The following is an 18,716-nucleotide window of genomic DNA, read 5'->3' on the forward strand; positions in this document are numbered from 1 at the left end:
ATGGATATTGTCCGACTTGCCATACGCAATGCCCGCCTGACGCTGTCGATCCTTCTTTTCTTCATCGTCGCGGGCAGCCTGGCTTACATCAACATTCCGAAGGAAGCGGAGCCGGACGTTCCGATTCCGATCATTTATGTGAGCCTCGCCTACCAGGGCATCTCGCCGGAGGATTCCGAGCGGCTGCTGCTCAGGCCGATCGAGACCGCGCTCAAGAGTCTTGAGGGCGTGAAGGAGATGCGCTCGGCCGCGTATCAGGGCGGCGGTTTCGTGCTGGTCGAGTTTCAGGCCGGATATGATTTCTCCAACGCTATCGAGGATGTGCGCGCCAAGGTCTCCGACGCCAAGGGCGAGCTGCCGGAAGACGCTGAGGAGCCGACGGTCAACGAAGTCAATGTCTCGGAGTTCCCGATCCTCGTCGTCACGCTTTCCGGCAACCTGCCCGAACGGCAGCTTACCATCGCGGCGAAGGAGCTGCGCGACCGCATCGAGGAGGTGCCGGGGGTTCTGGAAGGCGCGCTGCAAGGGTCTCGCGACGAGCTTCTCGAGGTCATCATCGATCCCGTCAAGCTTTCTTCCTATAACATCCAGCTCGATCAGCTCATCAGCGGCATTAACGCTTCGAACAGTCTCGTTGCCGCTGGTGCGCTGCAGGGTCAAGAGGGCCGTTATGCCGTCAAGGTGCCGGCTCTCATCGAAAACTCGGAGGACATCGCCAATCTGCCCATCGTGGCGACGCGCGATGCCGTTGTCCGCGCCCGCGATCTTGCTTCCGTGCGCTCCACCTTCACCGACGCGGAGACGATTACGCGTCTCAATGGCCATAGCGCCATCGCGATCGAGGTGAAGAAGCGCGTTGGCGCCAATCTGGTAGAGACGGTCGACGCGGTAAAGAAAATCTCGGAGGAATTTGTGACGGCGATGCCCGAAGGGGTCTCCGTCACATTCAGCCAGGACAAGTCGACCATGATCCGCGACATGCTGGACGAGCTTCAGAATCATGTGGTGATTGCGATCATCCTCGTCTTCATCGTCGTTCTCTATACGCTTTCCGGCCGCGCCTCGTTCCTGATCGGGCTTGCGGTGCCCGCCTCGTTTCTCATGGGCATCTTCGCCCTTTCGATGCTCGGCTATACCGTCAATATGGTGGTGCTGTTCAGCCTTATCCTGGCCGTCGGCATGCTCGTGGACGATGCGATTATCGTGACGGAATTCGCCGAAAGGCGAATGAACGAGGGTATGCCGCGGGCGGAAGCCTTTGAACTTGCGGCCAAGCGCATGGCGGGTCCGGTCATCGCTGCAACAATGACGCGCATTGCCGCGTTCTCGCCCTTGCTTTTCTGGCCCGGCATTGTCGGCGAATTCATGAAATACCTGCCGATCACGCTTATCGTGACGCTCGCCGCCTCCATGGCCTATGCGCTGATCTTCGCGCCGACGCTCGGCGCCATGTTCGCCAAGGCGCATGTGGAGGAGGAGCGGAAACGTGACGGCTGGTATATCAGGCTGGTCAAGCAGGCGGTCCGCTTTCCCAAGACGGTGCTCTTGCTCACCATCGCGCTTCTGGTCGGCGTGCAATGGTCCTATTCCAAATGGGGCGCGGGGGTCGAGTTCTTCCCGAGCGTCGAGCCGGAATACGGCCTGATGTATGTGCATGCACGCGGGAACATGTCGCTCGACGAGATGGATCGCCTGGTGCGGCCCGCCGAGGAGAAGCTCCTGAACTGGCCGGGCATCGAATCGGTCTACACCCGTGTCGGGCAGACCCGCGGCGGCGGCCAGGACATCGATGAGGATGTGATCGGCATTATTCAGTACGAATTTGTCGACTGGCGTGAGCGCAAGCCCGCGAGCGAAATCCTCAACGACCTGCGCGCCGAAATGGCGGGTATGCCGGGCGCCGAAATAGAAGTTCGCGTGCCAGATGCCGGTCCTCCTACCGGACAGCCGATCCAAATCCAGCTATCGGCCGCAGATCCTCAGTACCTCAACGATCAAGCGGCCATGGTCGCCGAGCGGATCGGTCAGATTGATGGTGTCATCGACATTTCCGACGGCCTGCCTCCGCCTGGCGTTGATTGGGCGCTCGAGGTGGATCGGGCGAAAGCCGCGCAGTTCGGCGTCAGTCCCGTCGCGGTCGGGACCGTTGTTCAGCTCGTGACCAACGGCTTGAAATTGTCTGATTACCGGCCTGCCGGCGCGGATGATGCGGTGGATATCCGGCTTCGTCTGCCAGAGGACCGGCGGACGCTCTCCATGCTCGATCAGCTGCGGGTGGAAACGCCGGAAGGGCCGGTGCCGATCTCCAATTTCGTCACTCGCCAGCCGGAGCGCAGCACGGGTATCCTGAACCGCATCGATGCCCAGCGCACGATCACGGTTACGGCGAATGTCGCGTCGGGGTATCAGGTGGCGGAGGTGCAGGCACAGGTGACCGCCGCTCTCCAAGACATGAATCTCGGGGCAACACGGTGGAAGCTGGCCGGGTCGAGCGAGGAAAGCGACGCCGCGGCCTCGTTCCTCACGAATGCCTTCGGCGCGGCGATCTTCTTGATTTTCGTCGTTCTGCTGGCGCAGTTCAACAGGTTCACGAGCGTATTCCTTGTGCTGATGACGGTGGTCATGGCAACCATCGGCGTGTTCCTCGGCCTGCTGATCACCGGCCAGCCCTTTGGCATCGTGATGTCGGGCATCGGTGTGATTGCGCTCGCCGGGGTGGTGGTGAACAACAATATCGTGCTGATCGACACCTATGACCGGCTGCGGGACGAGGGCATGAGCAAGTACGATGCCATTATCGAGACTTGCCGAGAGCGTGCACGCCCTGTTCTGCTTACCGCCTTCTCGGCCGTGCTCGGCGTGCTGCCGATCGCATTCGGCCTTGGGCTTGAGCTGTTCCATCACGAGGTGACGATCGGTGCACCTTCCACGCAATGGTGGATTTCGCTGTCGAGCGCGATCGTTTACGGCCTCACCTTCGCGACAGTGCTGACGCTCATTGTCACGCCATCGGCTCTGATGGTCTTCACGCGGGAGAAACGTCCCGCAGGCCAAAAAAGGGGCGGGCTTATCTCCAGACTCTTCCGCCGCCGCAAGGGCGAGAAGGCGGCTGACGAAGAAAAGCCCGATGCTGACCACGGCGGTTTCACCGCCTTCCCGAAGGCAGCCGAATAGACCCACAAGGCAACGCGGCGGAACCGCCGCGTTTCCAATGCGTTACCTTGCCGTTAACTCAACATCGGCAGGATAATTGCGATGTCTCTTGGCACTATTCTCATTATTATTCTGATCCTGATACTGATCGGCGCCGTCCCCGCATGGCCACATTCTCGGGGGTGGGGATACGGCCCGTCCGGTATTCTCGGGATCATCCTTATTGTGGTGCTTATTCTTGCCTTGATGGGCAGGATCTAGGGGTTTTTCTGGTTCGGGCCCCAGCCGCCCCAGCTTGCACCTTCCGGATCAGGTGGAGGGTGCCGGCTGGGGGGCGATTTGATCGGCGGGGCGTACCAGATCGGCCATCATGAACACGAGGCCCAGCACGAAAGCGAAGCCGATGAAGATCGGCGAGAAGCCGGTGTGCTCGGCGACAAAGCCTATCAGGGACGGGGCGAAAAGGATGCCTGAATAGCCCATCGTGGTGGCCACGCTCATGCCCGCGGCCGAAGATATCCCGGGCTGGTTTCCGGCTGCGGAAAAGACGATCGGAACCATATTGGCGACCCCGAGACCGGCAAATGCGAAAGCGAGCGTGGCAACGGGAGCGTTCGGTGCAAAGCCTGCGCAGAGCATGCCTATCGCCGCGACGCCGGCAGAAATGCGCATGGTGGTAACCGCGCCAAGGCGGTTGCGCACGCCGTCTCCCAGAAAGCGCATGACAGCCATGACGCCCGCAAAGGCGGCGAAGGGAAGGCTCGCAGTGAAATAATCGGCGCCCATCTCCTGTTGCAGGTAGAGGGCGGCCCAGTCCAGCACGGCGCCTTCAGGAATCATGCAGAAAAGGGCAATCAGGCCGGTTATATAGACCAGCGTACCGCGCGGGAGGCCGCGCTTGCCATTTCCCGCCGATATGACGGGCCTGTTCTCGGCGACAAGGAAGGTCATTGCGAGGAGAACAAGCAAAAGGGCAAATACCGTAACGGCGGAGATATGGGCCACATAGCCCCACCTTTCGATCATCAGCCCGCCTATGCCAGCGCCGGCAAAGCCGCCGAGGCTCCAGAAGCCGTGGGATGACGACATGATCGCGCGCTGCAGGCGCCGCTCCACCACCACCGCGTTGGAGTTCATCGCCACATCCATGCCCCCGAGCAAGGCCCCGAAGAAAATCAGAGCAATCGCCAGGAAGGGCAAGGAAGGGGCCGCCGCGATGCCAGCAAGCGAGAGACAGCAGAGCACGCCTGTGCCCCGCGAGACAGGGCGCGAGCCGAACCGGCCAATGAGATAGCCGCAGAGGGGCATCGCCGCGACCGCCCCCAGGCCAAAAGCCATGATGAGGAGACCGAGCGCGCTTTCGGTGAGCGAAAACCGGGCCACCAGAACCGGAATTTCCGGCGCCCAGCTTCCCGTTATAAAGCCATTGGCAAAGAAAAAGGCCGCAACTGCCCAGCGGCCGTAAAGCGCGTTTTGTCCCGACATTATCAGCTGTCCCGCATTCCGGCAGAAGGTGTGGGAGAACTGGTTAAATCGGTTTATGTTCCAAGGTCAATCACCGGAACTGCCGTTTTGCAAGACAATGAGCAGGTCTTTGGCGTCAATCTGGTCACCCGCCTTCACCAGGACCTCGGCTATCCTGCCGTCGCGCTCCGCATGCAGCGCAGTCTCCATCTTCATCGCCTCGATGGAGAGGAGCACGTCGCCTGCCGAGACCTCCTGGCCGGGCGATACGGCAACCGATGAGACAACGCCTGGCATCGGTGCCCCGACATGGCTGTCGTTGCCGGTCTCCGCCTTCCGGCGTACGGCAAGCGCGGAAGCTCCACGGCGGCGGTCCGGCACCTTGGCGCGACGCGGCTGGCCGTTAAGCTCGAAGAAGACCGTCACCATGCCCTTTTCATTTGGCTCGCCCACGGCGAGGCAGCGGATAACCAGCGTCTTACCGCGCTCGATCTCAACGAAAATCTCGTCTTCCTGGCTCATGCCGTAGAAATAGACCGGCGTCGGCAGGACGCTGACTGGACCGTAGATCTCCGAGGCGGTGGCGAAATCGACAAAGACCTTGGGATACATAAGCCAGGAGGCGAACTCGAAATCGCTGACCTTGCGGCCAAGCTTTTCCTCCAGTTCCTTGCGGCTGGCGTCGAGGTCGGCGGGCCTGAGCAGGGAGCCGGGGCGCACGGTGATTGGCTTTTCGCCCTTGAGAGCCTTCTTCTGCAGTGCCTTCGGCCAACCGCCCGGCGACTGGCCGAGATCGCCGCGCAGCATGGAGACCACCGAATCCGGGAAGGCTATATCCTTCTGAGGGTTCTCCACGTCAGCGACCTTCAAATCCTGGCTCACCATCATCAATGCCATGTCGCCCACGACCTTGGAGGAGGGGGTGACCTTGACGATATCGCCGAACATCATGTTCACGTCATGATAGGCGCGGGCCACCTCATGCCAGCGGGTCTCAAGCCCCAGCGACCGGGCCTGCTCCTTCAAATTGGTGAACTGGCCGCCCGGCATCTCGTGGAGATAGACCTCTGAAGCCGGTCCCTTGAGATCGCTCTCGAAGGCGGCGTACTGGTTGCGCACCGCTTCCCAATAGAAGGAGATCCGGCGGATCCATTCCGTGTCGAGGCCGGGGTCGCGCTCGGTGCCTTTCAGCGCCTCGGCGATCGAGCCGAGGCACGGCTGGGAAGTGTTGCCGGAAAGCGCATCCATCGCGGCATCGACTGCATCCGCGCCGCTTTCCACCGCCGCCAGCACCGTGGCGGCGGAGATGCCGGATGTGTCGTGCGTGTGGAAATGGATCGGCAGATTCGTCTCCTCGCGCAGCGCTTTGAAGAGCACACGCGCCGCCGCCGGCTTCAAGAGCCCGGCCATATCCTTGATGGCGATGATATGGGCTCCGGCCTTTTCGAGCTCCTTGGCAAGGCTGAGATAATATTTGAGGTCGTATTTGGCACGGGCGGAATCAAGGATGTCACCCGTATAGCAGATCGTCGCCTCGCAGAGCTTTCCTTCCTCGCGCACCGCATCCATGGCGACGCGCATGTTCTCAACCCAGTTGAGGCAGTCGAACACGCGGAAGAGGTCAATCCCGCCCTGCGCCGCCTGCTTCACGAAATAACGCACCACATTGTCGGGATAGTTCGTGTAGCCGACGCCGTTTGCCCCGCGCAGAAGCATCTGCAGGAGCAGGTTCGGCGCCCCCTCACGGATGAGATGCAGACGCTCCCACGGGTCCTCGGTGAGGAAGCGCATGGCGACGTCGAACGTCGCTCCGCCCCAGCATTCGAGCGAGAGAAGCTGCGGCAGGGCGCGCGCATAGACATTGGCGATGCGAGCGATATCGAATGTGCGCATGCGCGTTGCCAGCAGCGACTGGTGTGCATCGCGCATGGTCGTGTCGGTAACGAGCGCTCGGGTCTGCGCGCGCATCCATTTGGAAAACTCGTCCGGCCCGAGCCTGTCGAGAAGCTGCTTTGTCCCGTCCTGCAGCGGCGCGTCGATATAGGGCACGCATGGCGCAGCTGCATCCGGATTGGGCCGTGGCCGGTCGCGTGCTTCGGGATGGCCGTTCACGGTCACGTCCGCGAGATAATTGAGAAGCTTCGTTGCCCGGTCGCGGCGCTTGACCTGCGCGAAGAGCTCCGGGGTCTCGTCGATGAAGCGTGTCGTGTAGGAAGCGTCGCGGAAATGCGGATGGCCGATGATTGCCTCGAGAAAGGTGAGGTTCGTCGCCACGCCGCGTATGCGGAACTCGCGCAGCGCGCGGTCCATGCGGGCGATCGCCTCTTCCGGCGCCGGCGCCCAGGCCGTCACCTTCTCCAGAAGCGGATCGTAAAAGCGGGTGATGACCGCGCCGGAATAGGCCGTGCCGCCATCGAGCCGGATGCCGAAGCCGGTGGCGCCGCGATAGGCGGTGATGCGGCCATAGTCGGGGATGAAATTCTGCTCCGGGTCTTCGGTGGTGATGCGGCACTGGAGAGCATGGCCGTTAAGCTTGATATTCTCCTGCGCCGGGACGCCGGAGCGAGGATCGCCGATGCGCTCGCCTTCGAGGATGCGGATCTGGGCCTTGACGATGTCGATGCCGGTCACCTCCTCGGTCACCGTATGCTCGACCTGGATGCGCGGATTGACCTCGATGAAATAGAAGGCGCTCGTATCGGCGTCCATCAGGAACTCGACCGTGCCGGCGCCGATATACTTGGTGGCTTCGGCGATCTTCAGCGCGTAACCGCACAATTCCCCGCGTTTTGCATTGTCGAGATAGGGCGCCGGAGCGCGCTCGACGACCTTCTGGTTGCGGCGCTGGATCGAGCAGTCGCGCTCGAAGAGATGGACGGCATTGCCGTGCGTATCGCCCAGCACCTGCACTTCCACGTGACGGGCGCGCTCGACCAGCTTCTCCAGATAGACCTCGTCCTTTCCGAAGGCCGCCTTCGCCTCGCGCTTGGCTTCCATTACCTCGCGTTTAAGGTCGGCCTCGGAACGGATGACGCGCATGCCGCGCCCGCCGCCGCCCCAGGAGGCTTTCAGCATGACGGGGAAGCCGATCTCCGCCGCCATTTTCGCGACCGCGTCCATGTCGTCCGGCAAGGGTTCCGTTGCCGGGACGACGGGCACGCCCACTTCAACTGCCAGGTTGCGCGCGGCCACCTTGTTGCCGAGCCGGCGCATGGTTTCAGGGGAGGGGCCGATAAAGACGATGCCGTTTGCCGCGCAGGCCTCGGCGAATTCCGGGCTTTCGGAAAGGAGGCCGTAGCCTGGATGGATGGCGTCGGCACCCGAAAGCCTGGCGACGCGGATCACCTCGTCAATCGAGAGATAGCTCTCGATCGGGCCAAGGTCGCGCTCCAGATGCGGGCCGCGGCCGACCTGATAAGACTCGTCCGCCTTGAAACGGTGCAGCGCGTATTTGTCCTCCTCCGCCCATATGGCGACCGTTCGGATGCCAAGCTCGTTCGCGGCGCGGAAGATGCGAATGGCAATCTCGGAACGATTGGCGACAAGGAGTTTCTTAATCTGCACGGGCAAGCTCCATTACGAACAGGAGAGCGGTGCGATCTGTTCCGCCCTACCATTACGCAAAGGGTTTGCGTCGCGGAAAGATGCGCAGCCCTCCTCCGCCCCACTGCTTACCCTGCACTATGTTGCGATGCAACATCCCTTCGCGCCAAAGCAAACGGCCCGGCATGGCAGCCGGGCCGTCTGATAAATTCCAACCTCGATGCTTATTGCTCGAGATAGTCGTACGTGCCGTCCTTCCACTCGTAGAAGACATAGCCGGGCAGAGTGACGTCGCCCTTGTCGTCGAACTCGAGCGTGCCGAGCACCGTGTTGAACTTGCCTTCGTTGAGCGCTTCGGTAACCGGCTCGAAGTCGGTCGAGCCGGCGTTTTTGACTGCGTCAACCCAAGCCTGGATTGCCGCATAGGTGTAGAGCGAGTAGCCCTCGGTCGTCTTGCCGGCGGCCAGCATCGCATCGACAACGGGCTTGGCTTCCGGATTTTTGCGCGGGTCGGGCGAGAAGGTCATCAGCGTGCCCTCGCCGGCATCGCCGGTGATGGCCCAGTACTCGTCGGCCACGAGCGCATCACCCGAGACGAGGATGGTCTGCATGCCCTGCTCGCGCATCTGTCGCGCAATCAGGCCAGCCTCGGTGTAGTAGCCACCGACATAAAGGATATCGATGCCTTCCTGCTTAAGCTTGGAAACAAGGGCGGTATAGTCCTTCTCACCGGCGGTATAGGCTTCGTAGAGAGCCGGCGAGCCGCCGGCTTCCTCGTAGACGGCCATGGTGGCGTCGGCGAGGCCTTTGCCGTAGGCGGTCTTATCGTGGATGAAGGCGATTTTCTTGTCCGCGAATTTCTCGGCCAGGAACTTGCCGGCTACGTTGCCCTGCTGGTCATCACGGCCGCAGACGCGATAGATGCCGGGGCCGGGACGCTCGTCCGTGAAGGTCGGGTTGGTGGAAGCCGGCGAGATCATGACGATCTCCTCGTCGGCATAGACCTGAGAAGCCGGGATCGAGGAACCGGAGCAGAAGTGCCCGGCCACAAACACGACGCCCGATCCGGCGAGCTGGTTGGCGACGGCAACCGCCTGCTTCGGATCGCAGGCATCGTCGCCCACTTCCAGCCTCAGCATTTCGCCATTGACGCCGCCCGCGGCATTGATGTCAGCGACGGCCTGTTCGGCTCCGGCGCGCATCTGTGCGCCGAAGGAGGCGTACTGACCGGTCATCGGCCCTACAGTGGCAATCGTGATGTCCGCCCAGGCGGAGCCGGTCATCACAAGGCCCAGCGCAGCGCCGGCCAAGAGTATCTTTTTCATGATTGCTCCCTTTGAAACACCAGATGTTCCCTCAACATTCCGGAAATGGTGTCTGCTTTCCGGTTATGCAGCGCGGGCACTTCCCGCTTGCCGGCATCAAAGCGCAATTTCATCGTGAAATAAAGACTTGTTGCCAGTCATCGTTGAACCACTCAGCTCTTTGCACGCCAGCCGATCGGTCCGTTACGGGAATAGTGAAAGCAGTACTGTGTCGTCATCTGGCGCGCCCGCGTGATGCGTTTGCCCAGAAAAGCGAAAAAGAGCAGAACCACCAAATCCACCAGATAGTAGTGCAATGTCAGCAAAGAGCCGCTGAAGAGCGCGAAATGAATGAAACGCGTGGCGGCGGCCAGAAGCACGATATAGGCGGCGAGGAGCAAATTCGGCTGCCAGGCACGTGCTATCGCGCGGCCGGTCAGGTAAGCTGCGCCGCCGGCGAGAAGCACCGTGACGAGGAAAAACTCGCCAAAGGAAACTTCCCAGAAGAGTGCGTTTGCTTTCTCCATCAATGCCTCCCGCCCTCGAGATAGGCCGCGCGCACCTCTTCCCGTTTGAGAAGCTCGGCGCCGGTGCCGCTCATGGTCACGTTACCGTTGACCATGACATAGCCGCGATGCGCGAGCTTCAGAGCATGGAATGCGTTCTGCTCGACAAGGAACACGGTAAGTCCCTCATTTTCATTGAGTTCACGGATCGCCTCGAAAATCTGCTTGACGATCAGCGGCGCCAGACCGAGCGAAGGCTCGTCGAGCAGGAGCAGTTTGGGGCGGCTCATCAGCGCGCGAGCGATCGCCAGCATCTGCTGCTCACCTCCCGATAGAGTGCCGCCGCGCTGGGAGATCCGCTCCTTTAATCGGGGGAACAGCGTAAAGACGCGCCTCAGATCGTCTTCGAATAATTTGGGGTCGACGAGCGCCGCTCCCATTTGCAGGTTTTCCATCACGGTCATGCGCGGGAAGATGCGCCTGCCTTCCGGCGATTGGGCGATGCCCAGGCGCATGATCTCGTGGGTTGGCACATGCGTGATGTCCGCACCATCGTAGATTATCTGGCCGGTGCGTGCCTGCGGGCTGCCGCAGATGGTCATCATCAGCGTCGATTTCCCGGCGCCGTTTGCGCCGATCATGGTGACGATTTCACCGCGATCAACGCTCAGGTCGACGCCCCTGAGGGCAGCAATTTTTCCGTAATAGGTTTCAACGCCCCTCACTTCGAGCAGCGTCTGCGCGTTCCCGCTCATGACTTGCCTCCCTTGGTCGCGCCGCTCCGTTGCCGTTTGTCGGCGGGCTTTTCCGGCGCTGCCTGGGGCTGAGGCGCGAGCGAGGAGGGCAATTCCCCAACCTGCTCGACGACGTCCTCCAGAACTTCCGGCACGTCGATTTCCTTTTCCTCCTCCACTCCGAGATAGGCTGCGATGACTTTGGGGTCGGTCCTGACGGCTGTTGGGTCGCCGTCGGCAATCTTCACCCCGTAGTCCAGTACGACGATATGGTCCGAAATCTCCATGACCACGCCCATGTCATGCTCGATCAAGAGCACCGATGTGCCGTTGTCACGGATGAATTTCAAAAGCTCGTTGAGCTCAGCGGATTCACGCGGGTTAAGGCCGGCAGCGGGTTCATCGAGGCATAGAAGCTCCGGCTCCGTGCACATGGCGCGAGCGATCTCCAGCCGCCGCTGCGCGCCATAAGGAAGATCCGCGGCGGGATCGTCGGCACGGTCGATGAGGTTGGTGTGCTCCAGCCAATAAACTGCCCGGTCAATCGCGGTTCGTTCCGCGCGCCGGTAGCTGGGCAGGCCCAGAATGCCTCCGAAACTATAGCCCGACGCGACCACAAGGCGGTTATGCTGGGCGACAAGCAGGTTCTCCAGAACGGTCATGCCCCCGAAAAGGCGGATGTTCTGAAAGGTGCGGGCGACCCCGGCCTTGGCTGAGATTTCATGGTCGGGCATGCGCTCCAGCAGGAAGATGCCCTGACCACCCTCCTTCTTCCATCGCAGGCCGCTGTCGGTGACCTGACGTACCAACTCGTCCTGCCGACCGAGGCCATGGCGCATCACGATGCGCCCTTCTGTCGGCTTATAGAATCCGGTCACGCAGTTGAAGACAGTGGTCTTGCCCGCGCCGTTCGGCCCGATCAGCGCCGTGATATCGCCCCGGCCGACATTGAAGGAAAGATCGTTGATTGCGACCAGGCCGCCGAACCGCATGGTCAGATGTTCCACCGAGAGGATCGGATCATGCTCCCAGCGGCGGGTTGCGGCACCTGCGGATGCGTCTATTTCAGCTATCGTAGACATCAGTGCCCCTCACCCTGTGCCACCATATCCGCGCCGATGCGCTTCTTTTCCCTGAGCGCTGCCGTCGGTTCGCGCGTCGTTACGAGGCCGCGCGGCTTCCAGACCATGATAAGCACCATCGCCAGACCGAAAATGAGCATGCGGTACTGAACGGGATCGAAGCCTGGCCCGAAGATCTGGGTGAGAAAGCCCAGATTGCGCAGCATCTCGATGCCGCCGATCATCACAATGGAGGCAATCACGATGCCGAGTTGCGAACCAAGCCCTCCGAGCACCACGATTGCGAGGATCATCGCCGATTCGATGAAGGTGAAGCTCTCCGGCGAAATGAAGCCCTGCCGCGTGGCGAAGAAGGAACCCGCGAACCCGCCGAACATCGCGCCGATCGCAAAGGCGGTGAGCTTGGTGTTGCGCGTGTTGATGCCGAGCGAGCGGCAGGCGATTTCATCTTCGCGCAAAGCCTCCCAGGCCCGCCCGATGGGCAGCTTGCGCAAACGGAGGGTCACCAGATTGGTGAGAAGCGCCAGCGCAAAGATGATGTAATAAAGATAGATGAAGCGTTGGATCGGATCATATTCGATCCCGAAGAAGGCAGCGAAGCCATCGTCGCCCCGGCCCAATTCGAGACCGAAGAAGGTGGGCTTGGGAATGCCCGAAATGCCGTTCGGCCCGCCGGTGAAGCTATACCAGTTGAGAAGAACGATGCGGATGATCTCACCGAAGGCGAGGGTGACGATCGCCAGATAATCGCCACGCAGCCTCAGGACAGGAAAGCCCAGGATTATGCCCCAGAAGGCGGCAAGAAGGCCCGCAAGCGGCAGGGCTGCCCAAAAGCCGATCTCGAAGTGCTGCGCAAGCAGCGCGAAGGAGTAGGCGCCCACCGCATAAAAAGCGACGTAACCCAGGTCGAGGAGGCCCGCGAGCCCCACCACGATGTTCAATCCCCATCCCAGCATGATGTAGGTCATGATGAGAATGGCGAGATCGATAAACTGGCGATCGCGGCCCGGAAAAAAGGTGGTGAAGAAGAAGGGCAGCGCCAGCGCGAATATGAACAGCGCACGGGTGAGCCACTTTCCAAGCTTTGGCGCGGCTTTCCCCACGCCTGCAATCTTTGCACCGACACCTTCACCGACAGGATGGGCGGCCTTGAAAACAAAGACGTTCAGCGCCAGACGGCCGATAAACACGATGGCGATGGACGTCAGCCAGGCGCCCCAGCGCGCCCGGATATCCAGCCCGCCCGGGGCAAGATCGGTCCTGAGGCCTATGAAAAAGAAGCCAAGCACACCGGCGAGAAAGGCCGCAAGGGCGGCATCGCGAAGCGATGCGGCAAGACGGTTTTTCGATGCGGCTTCGGTGGTGTGAGGCGCGGCGCGGCGGGCTTCAGACTGCGCCTGTGCGCCCACAGGCTTTTGCGTGGATGTTGGGACCTGCGTTTCGGAAGCAGCCATCAGACCTTCTCCACTTCTGGACGCCCAAGCAGGCCCGATGGCAGGAAGATGAGGACGATGGCAAGGATCGAGAAGGCCGCCACATCTTTATACTCGACTGAGAAATAGCCAGACCAGAACACCTCGATCAAGCCAATCAGGAGCCCGCCCAGCATCGCTCCTGGAAGGGAACCGATGCCGCCGAGCACTGCCGCCGTGAAGGCCTTCACGCCAGCGACGAAGCCGATATAGAAATCGATCACGCCATAAAGCAGCAGGAACATGAAACCCGCCACGGCGGCGAGCGCGGCGCCCATGACGAAGGTGAGGGAAATGGTCCGGTCCACGTCGACGCCAAGAAGAGCGGCCATTTTGCGGTCCTGTTCGCAGGCGCGCTGGGCGCGGCCCAGCGATGTGCGGGAGATCAGAAGCGTAAAGGCCGCCATCAGCACCACCGTGGTCACGATGATGATGATTTGCATGTAGGAAAGCTGCACGACGATTGTGCCCGCCTCGGTCGAGCCCTCGATAAGCGTCACGCCGCCCCGGATTTGCGGCGGCAGCGGCTTCACGCGCGCACCCTGGGTGACCTGCACGAAATTCTGAAGCACGATCGACATGCCGATGGCGGTTATCAGCGGCGCCAGACGAAAGGAGCCGCGCAAGGGCCGGTAGGCCACGCGCTCCACCGTCCAGCCCCATGCGGAGGTGAACAGCATCGCCACGATGATCACGATAAGAAGCACCACCGGCAGAAAGGCGAAGCCGAGCACGCTTGTGAGGATCAGGAAGACGGCGAGCGAGATAAAGGCGCCGATCATGAAAATATCGCCATGGGCGAAGTTGATCATGCCAATGATGCCGTAGACCATCGTGTAGCCGATAGCGATCAGGCCATAAATGGACCCGAGCGTCAGCCCATTAATCAGCTGCTGAATAAAGTACTCCATGCAGGCAGAACTCCCATCGAATGTCACCCATGGCGCATTCCGTTGTTGTCTTTCCCCTGTCCGGTTCAGAGGGCAGCTTAGGCGCCGCATCTCCTTCCGGCTCTTTTTAGGCTCCGCATAATCGGCGGATGGCGAGCGCTGCGCAAGCTAACATTCGCATCGCGCAATGTCCTCCTGTTCGACGGCGGATTTTGCTTATTGTCTTCAAGGAACCCCGCGCGACAACGGCCTTCGGGAGGCATTCTTGCGTGCCCACCTCTCTTTTGCAACGGGACGGCCGGGGGCGGCGGAGCATAATCGCGACGTGGCATGCCGCAACCAGAGAGGTCGAGGGAGGCCTCGTTCTTATCTCGTTTGAAAGCGATCGGCTGCAAAGGGCTCCAGGGCGATCGGAGGCGGGCGGTCCAGAAGCAGGTCGCGAACGATCCTGCCCGTTGCCGCCGCTTGCGTGAGCCCCAGATGCCCGTGGCCGAAGGCATAAAGCACGCGTGGTTCCTTTCGCGAACGGCCGATTACCGGAAGCGAATCGGGCAAGGAGGGGCGATAACCCATCCACTGACGGCCCCCTTCCGTTTTCAGCCCAGGCAGAAACCGGCTTGCCTTTTCAAGCATCGCCCTGGAACGCGCAAAGTTGGGCGGGCGCTTGAGACCGCCGAATTCCACCGCGCCGCCAATGCGCAAGCCGGTGTCGAGCGGGGTGATCACGAAGCCGTGGCGGGGAAAGATGAGCTGACGCTGCAAATCGAAGGAGCCGGCGGGAAGCGTGGTGTTGTAGCCGCGCTCGGTCTCCAGCGGGACCCGGTCGCCGAAAGAGGCTGCAAAGGGCCGCGACCATGCGCCGGCAGCGATGATCACTTGGTTGCCGATGAATTTCTCGCCGTTGGAGACGCTGACGGCGATGCGATCCTCCTCCGTTTTCACAGCGGTAGCGGTAAGGGGCATGAGGCGGGCGCCGTGAAACTCGGCGTGGGCCCAGACGGCATGTCCCACCTGCTGCGGATCGGAGACTGTCTTCCAGCCGGGGACGAAAACGGCCCGGGTAAAGATGTCCGAAAGTCCGGGCTGATATCGGGCTATCTCGTGCTTTTCAAGCTGCTGGTACGGGATATGGAAGCGCCGGCGCAGCCTCCATCCCTCCTCTGCCGCGCGGAACGCTTCGTCGCTTTCGTAAAGTTCCAGGCAGCCGTCCTCGCGCAGCATATCCTTCATGGCAAGCCGGCCGATCAATGTCATCCATTCTCGTTCCGCAAGCGCCATGATCGAAGCTTGGGCGGATACCGCGGCTTCGAAATATTCAGCGCGCCCTGCCTTCAGAAAACGCCACAACCAGGGGAGCAACCGCGGCAGATAGGCGGGCGGAATCGCGAGCGGACCCAAAGGATCCCGCAGCCAGCCGGGGACCTGGGACAGCATGTCCTTGTGGGCGAGCGGCAGGATGTCGGAAAAGGCCAGAGCGCCAGCATTGCCCGCGCTCGTTTCCTCGCAGATGCCGGAACGGTCGAGCACCAGGATCTTTTTGCCGGCCTCGGCCAGATAGGCGGCGATGCAGATGCCGATGATTCCTCCGCCGATGATGATGACGTCGGTGTCTTGGGCCGGCTTGCGCGTTTGCATATCAGCACATGCTCTCGCTGGCAGAAGCCGCGTCGGCATTGCCGCGCGAAGCTCTCCCGCTGGAGCTTTCGGAGCGGCCTGGCCGCAGGCAGATGCTGAAGACTGATATTGAAGTGGCCGGCAGGATTGTACTCCAAAGGGCGTGACTTTGATATATCAGGGGTATATAACAACGGAAAACGTGCTTTGTGAAGCATAATCGTCGAATGATACATCATTTGGGATTCAGCGACTTACCAATGGCGGTTCAGCTTAGCAGACAATCTTTCGGGCCGGTCGCGGCCAAGGCCTATGCTCAGCTCGAAAGAATGATTATTACGCTGGAGCTCGCTCCCGGCACCGTCACCACCGAGGGGGCTTTGATCGAAAATCTGGGTCTCGGCCGCACGCCGGTGAGGGAGGCCATACAGCGCCTGGCATGGGAAGGTTTTGTGGAAGTCCGTCCGCGGGCGGGCGTCGCCATTGCGCCGCTCAACCGCCCGGATTGGCTGAAGATCATCGATGCGCGTCACAGTGTGGAGATACTGCTCGCCCGGTCCGCGGCCCGCTATGCGACCGGTCCTGTCGTCGCCCAGTTTCATGAGGCAGCTTTGCGGATGGAGCGGGCGGTCGTCTCGGGCGATCCCGTCAACTTCCTGGAGGCGGACAAGCGCGTCGACGAGGTGCTGGCCGAAACGGCAGACAATGCCTATGCTGCGAAGGTTGCGGGCCCCCTACAGACCCACTGCCGCCGCTTCTGGTATCGCTATCAGTCCGGGCAGGACCTCGCGCTTGCGGCCGAGCGGCATGTGCGCCTCATTCGCGCCGTCATCGACCGCAACGAGGAGGACGCCGGGAACGAAGCGGAAGCTCTCATGGGCCTCCTGCGCATGCATGCCGAAAGCGTTGCGCGCCTCTGATTGCAAGCTCAGACGCCTTCGCCCACCAGAGTCGCGAAATTGTCGTCCCAACCCTCACCGGCCGCGACGATGCAGCTTGTGCCATTGGTATCGGTGGTCAGAATGGTCCATGTGCCCTGGTCGGAGGCGAACACCTCCATTACCGCCTGATCTCCGAGCAGGCCAACGGCTTTCTGGCTCTCCCGGAACTGGTCGCCGAGCTGAGAAACAAGATCGTCACGCGGGGCGCAGACATTGCTGTTGCTCTGGCTCGTTGCGGTCTGGGCGCCGGTAAAAAGCGCAACAGAAGCTATTGCCGCGAGCCCGAACCCGGCTCTAAGGGCCTTCTTCATATCTCTACCTCCTGCCGCCGCCGAGGAGCTCTTTTGGCCAAGGGGCGACTACCGTTTTTGCCGCGCTGAGCGCGGTGCTTTCGGATCGTTAACGATTGGAGACAGAAAGCTGTTCCACCGGCCGGGGCAGATTCCGCGACCGGTGGTAACGTTTTTGCGAGGTAAGAGTGGCCCTCCTGCGGGCCCTCAGGCTCAGCGCATGGTCGGTATGACGAATTCCGCTCCATCCTTGATGCCGGATGGCCAGCGGGAGGTAACCGTCTTCGTTTTCGTGTAGAAACGGAAAGCGTCCGGTCCATGCTGGTTCAGGTCCCCGAAGGCAGATGCCTTCCAACCGCCAAACGTGTAATAAGCGATAGGCACCGGAATAGGCACATTGATGCCCACCATGCCGACATTGACCCGGGCAGCAAAATCTCGGGCGGCGTCACCATCGCGGGTGAAGATCGCAACCCCGTTGCCGAATTCATGGTCGTTGGGCAGGCGCAGCGCCTCCTCATAGTTGTTTGCACGGACCACTGACAGAACCGGGCCGAAGATCTCTTCCTTGTAGATCCGCATCTCCGGCGTTACCTCGTCGAAGAGGCAGCCGCCCATATAGAAGCCGTTCTCATAGCCCTGCATCTTGAAATTCCGGCCATCGACGACGAGCTTGGCGCCTTCCTTCACGCCGATATCCACGTAGCCCTTGACGCGCTCCAGGGCCTCCTTTGTGACCAGCGGGCCGAAATCGGCGCTAGCGTCGGTCGATGGACCGACCTTCAGGCTTTCTACACGCGGAATGAGCTTTTCCACTAGCCGATCCGCCGTTTCCTTTCCCACGGGCACGGCCACGGAAACCGCCATGCAGCGCTCGCCCGCCGAGCCGTAGCCAGCGCCGATCAGCGCATCGACCGTCTGGTCCAGATCGGCGTCGGGCATGATGATCAGGTGGTTTTTCGCGCCGCCAAAACACTGCGCGCGCTTCCCGTTGGCGGTGGCTCGACCATAAATATACTGCGCGATCGGGGTGGAACCGACAAAGCCGACGGCCTGAATGTCGGGATCGTCCAGGATGGCGTCCACGGCTTCCTTATCGCCGTTGATGACGTTGAGAACGCCCGCGGGCAGGCCTGCTTCGACGAAAAGCTCGGCAATCCGCATCGGCACGCCCGGGTCGCGTTCTGAGGGTTTCAGGATGAAGGCGTTGCCGCAGGCGATCGCCGGCGCGATTTTCCAAAGCGGAATCATGGCTGGGAAGTTGAAGGGCGTGATTCCTGCCACCACGCCCAGCGGCTGGCGCATGGAATAGGTGTCGATCCCGGGGCCCGCGCCTTCGGTGTACTCGCCCTTCATCATGTGCGGGGCGCCGATGCACACTTCCACGACTTCCAATCCGCGCTGGATGTCGCCCTTGGCGTCGAGGATCGTCTTGCCGTGTTCGCGCGCCAAAAGCTCGGCGAGGGAGTCGTACTCCTTGTGCACCAGCTCCAGGAATTTCATGAGCACGCGAACCCGCCGCTGCGGGTTTGTGGCGCCCCAGGCGATCTGAGCGGCCTTGGCGTTCTCAACAGCCTCGCGCACTTCGGCGGCCGAGGCGAGAGCCACCGTCGCGCGCACCGTGCCGTCCATAGGCTGCATTACGTTTTGCGAGTGGCCGCTTTTTCCGGCCACGCGCTTGCCGCCGATGAAATGACCGATTTCCTCCATGAGAGTCTCTCCC

14 protein-coding genes are annotated in these 18,716 nt (G+C 61.4%); 3 read left to right on the plus strand and 11 right to left on the minus strand.

Annotated features, from left to right (window positions below):
• Both GNP00_RS17105 and GNP00_RS17110 read left to right on the plus strand, forming a co-directional pair.
• Complete coding sequence (locus GNP00_RS17105) at window positions 1-3,174, plus strand: efflux RND transporter permease subunit (protein ID WP_011582644.1); 3,174 nt, start codon at window positions 1-3, stop codon at window positions 3,172-3,174.
• 81 nt (window positions 3,175-3,255) lie between these two features.
• Complete coding sequence (locus GNP00_RS17110) at window positions 3,256-3,414, plus strand: DUF3309 domain-containing protein (RefSeq protein ID WP_011582643.1); 159 nt, start codon at window positions 3,256-3,258, stop codon at window positions 3,412-3,414.
• Between the two features lie 48 nt (window positions 3,415-3,462).
• Here the strand turns inward: GNP00_RS17110 and GNP00_RS17115 are convergent, their stop codons facing one another.
• The 9 genes from GNP00_RS17115 to GNP00_RS17155 all read right to left on the minus strand — a co-directional run bounded on the left by GNP00_RS17115 (window position 3,463) and on the right by GNP00_RS17155 (window position 15,783).
• Window positions 3,463-4,638, minus strand: coding sequence for an MFS transporter (locus tag GNP00_RS17115; protein ID WP_011582642.1), 1,176 nt, complete (start codon window positions 4,636-4,638; stop codon window positions 3,463-3,465).
• A 66-nt stretch (window positions 4,639-4,704) separates the two neighbouring features.
• The gene (gene pyc / locus GNP00_RS17120) at window positions 4,705-8,181 is read right to left on the minus strand and encodes a pyruvate carboxylase (protein ID WP_011582641.1); all 3,477 of its coding nucleotides are present in this window, start codon (window positions 8,179-8,181) and stop codon (window positions 4,705-4,707) included.
• Window positions 8,182-8,384: 203 nt separating this feature from the next.
• Window positions 8,385-9,485 (minus strand): branched-chain amino acid ABC transporter substrate-binding protein, encoded by a 1,101-nt coding sequence (locus tag GNP00_RS17125; protein WP_011582640.1) that lies wholly within the window; start codon window positions 9,483-9,485, stop codon window positions 8,385-8,387.
• A 152-nt stretch (window positions 9,486-9,637) separates the two neighbouring features.
• Window positions 9,638-9,991, minus strand: a complete 354-nt coding sequence (locus GNP00_RS17130; RefSeq protein WP_011582639.1) for a DUF6867 family protein — start codon at window positions 9,989-9,991, stop codon at window positions 9,638-9,640.
• Window positions 9,991-10,725 carry an ABC transporter ATP-binding protein gene (locus tag GNP00_RS17135; protein WP_011582638.1) on the minus strand — a complete coding sequence of 245 codons (735 nt, stop codon included), beginning with the start codon at window positions 10,723-10,725 and terminating at the stop codon, window positions 9,991-9,993. The genes GNP00_RS17130 and GNP00_RS17135 overlap by 1 nt, the downstream gene beginning before the upstream one ends.
• Window positions 10,722-11,786, minus strand: a complete 1,065-nt coding sequence (locus GNP00_RS17140; RefSeq protein WP_011582637.1) for an ABC transporter ATP-binding protein — start codon at window positions 11,784-11,786, stop codon at window positions 10,722-10,724. The genes GNP00_RS17135 and GNP00_RS17140 overlap by 4 nt, the downstream gene beginning before the upstream one ends.
• Window positions 11,786-13,240 (minus strand): high-affinity branched-chain amino acid ABC transporter permease LivM, encoded by a 1,455-nt coding sequence (gene livM / locus GNP00_RS17145; RefSeq protein WP_011582636.1) that lies wholly within the window; start codon window positions 13,238-13,240, stop codon window positions 11,786-11,788. Before livM ends, GNP00_RS17140 begins: the two co-directional genes overlap by 1 nt.
• Window positions 13,240-14,169 carry an ABC transporter permease subunit gene (locus GNP00_RS17150; protein WP_011582635.1) on the minus strand — a complete coding sequence of 310 codons (930 nt, stop codon included), beginning with the start codon at window positions 14,167-14,169 and terminating at the stop codon, window positions 13,240-13,242. The genes livM and GNP00_RS17150 overlap by 1 nt, the downstream gene beginning before the upstream one ends.
• A gap of 345 nt (window positions 14,170-14,514) precedes the next feature.
• Window positions 14,515-15,783, minus strand: coding sequence for an NAD(P)/FAD-dependent oxidoreductase (locus tag GNP00_RS17155; RefSeq protein WP_041544850.1), 1,269 nt, complete (start codon window positions 15,781-15,783; stop codon window positions 14,515-14,517).
• A 239-nt stretch (window positions 15,784-16,022) separates the two neighbouring features.
• On the opposite strand from GNP00_RS17155, the gene GNP00_RS17160 reads away from it, so the two are divergent.
• Window positions 16,023-16,682, plus strand: coding sequence for a GntR family transcriptional regulator (locus tag GNP00_RS17160; RefSeq protein ID WP_041545645.1), 660 nt, complete (start codon window positions 16,023-16,025; stop codon window positions 16,680-16,682).
• A gap of 8 nt (window positions 16,683-16,690) precedes the next feature.
• Here the strand turns inward: GNP00_RS17160 and GNP00_RS17165 are convergent, their stop codons facing one another.
• On the minus strand, window positions 16,691-17,014 hold the full coding sequence (locus tag GNP00_RS17165) for a hypothetical protein (RefSeq protein WP_011582632.1): 324 nt from the start codon (window positions 17,012-17,014) through the stop codon (window positions 16,691-16,693).
• A gap of 192 nt (window positions 17,015-17,206) precedes the next feature.
• On the minus strand, window positions 17,207-18,703 hold the full coding sequence (locus GNP00_RS17170; protein ID WP_011582631.1) for a CoA-acylating methylmalonate-semialdehyde dehydrogenase: 1,497 nt from the start codon (window positions 18,701-18,703) through the stop codon (window positions 17,207-17,209).
• Window positions 18,704-18,716: the final 13 nt, after the last annotated feature.

The sequence above is a fragment of the Chelativorans multitrophicus genome (genome assembly GCF_011317445.1).
GTDB classification, from domain to species: Bacteria; Pseudomonadota; Alphaproteobacteria; order Rhizobiales; family Rhizobiaceae; genus Chelativorans; species Chelativorans multitrophicus.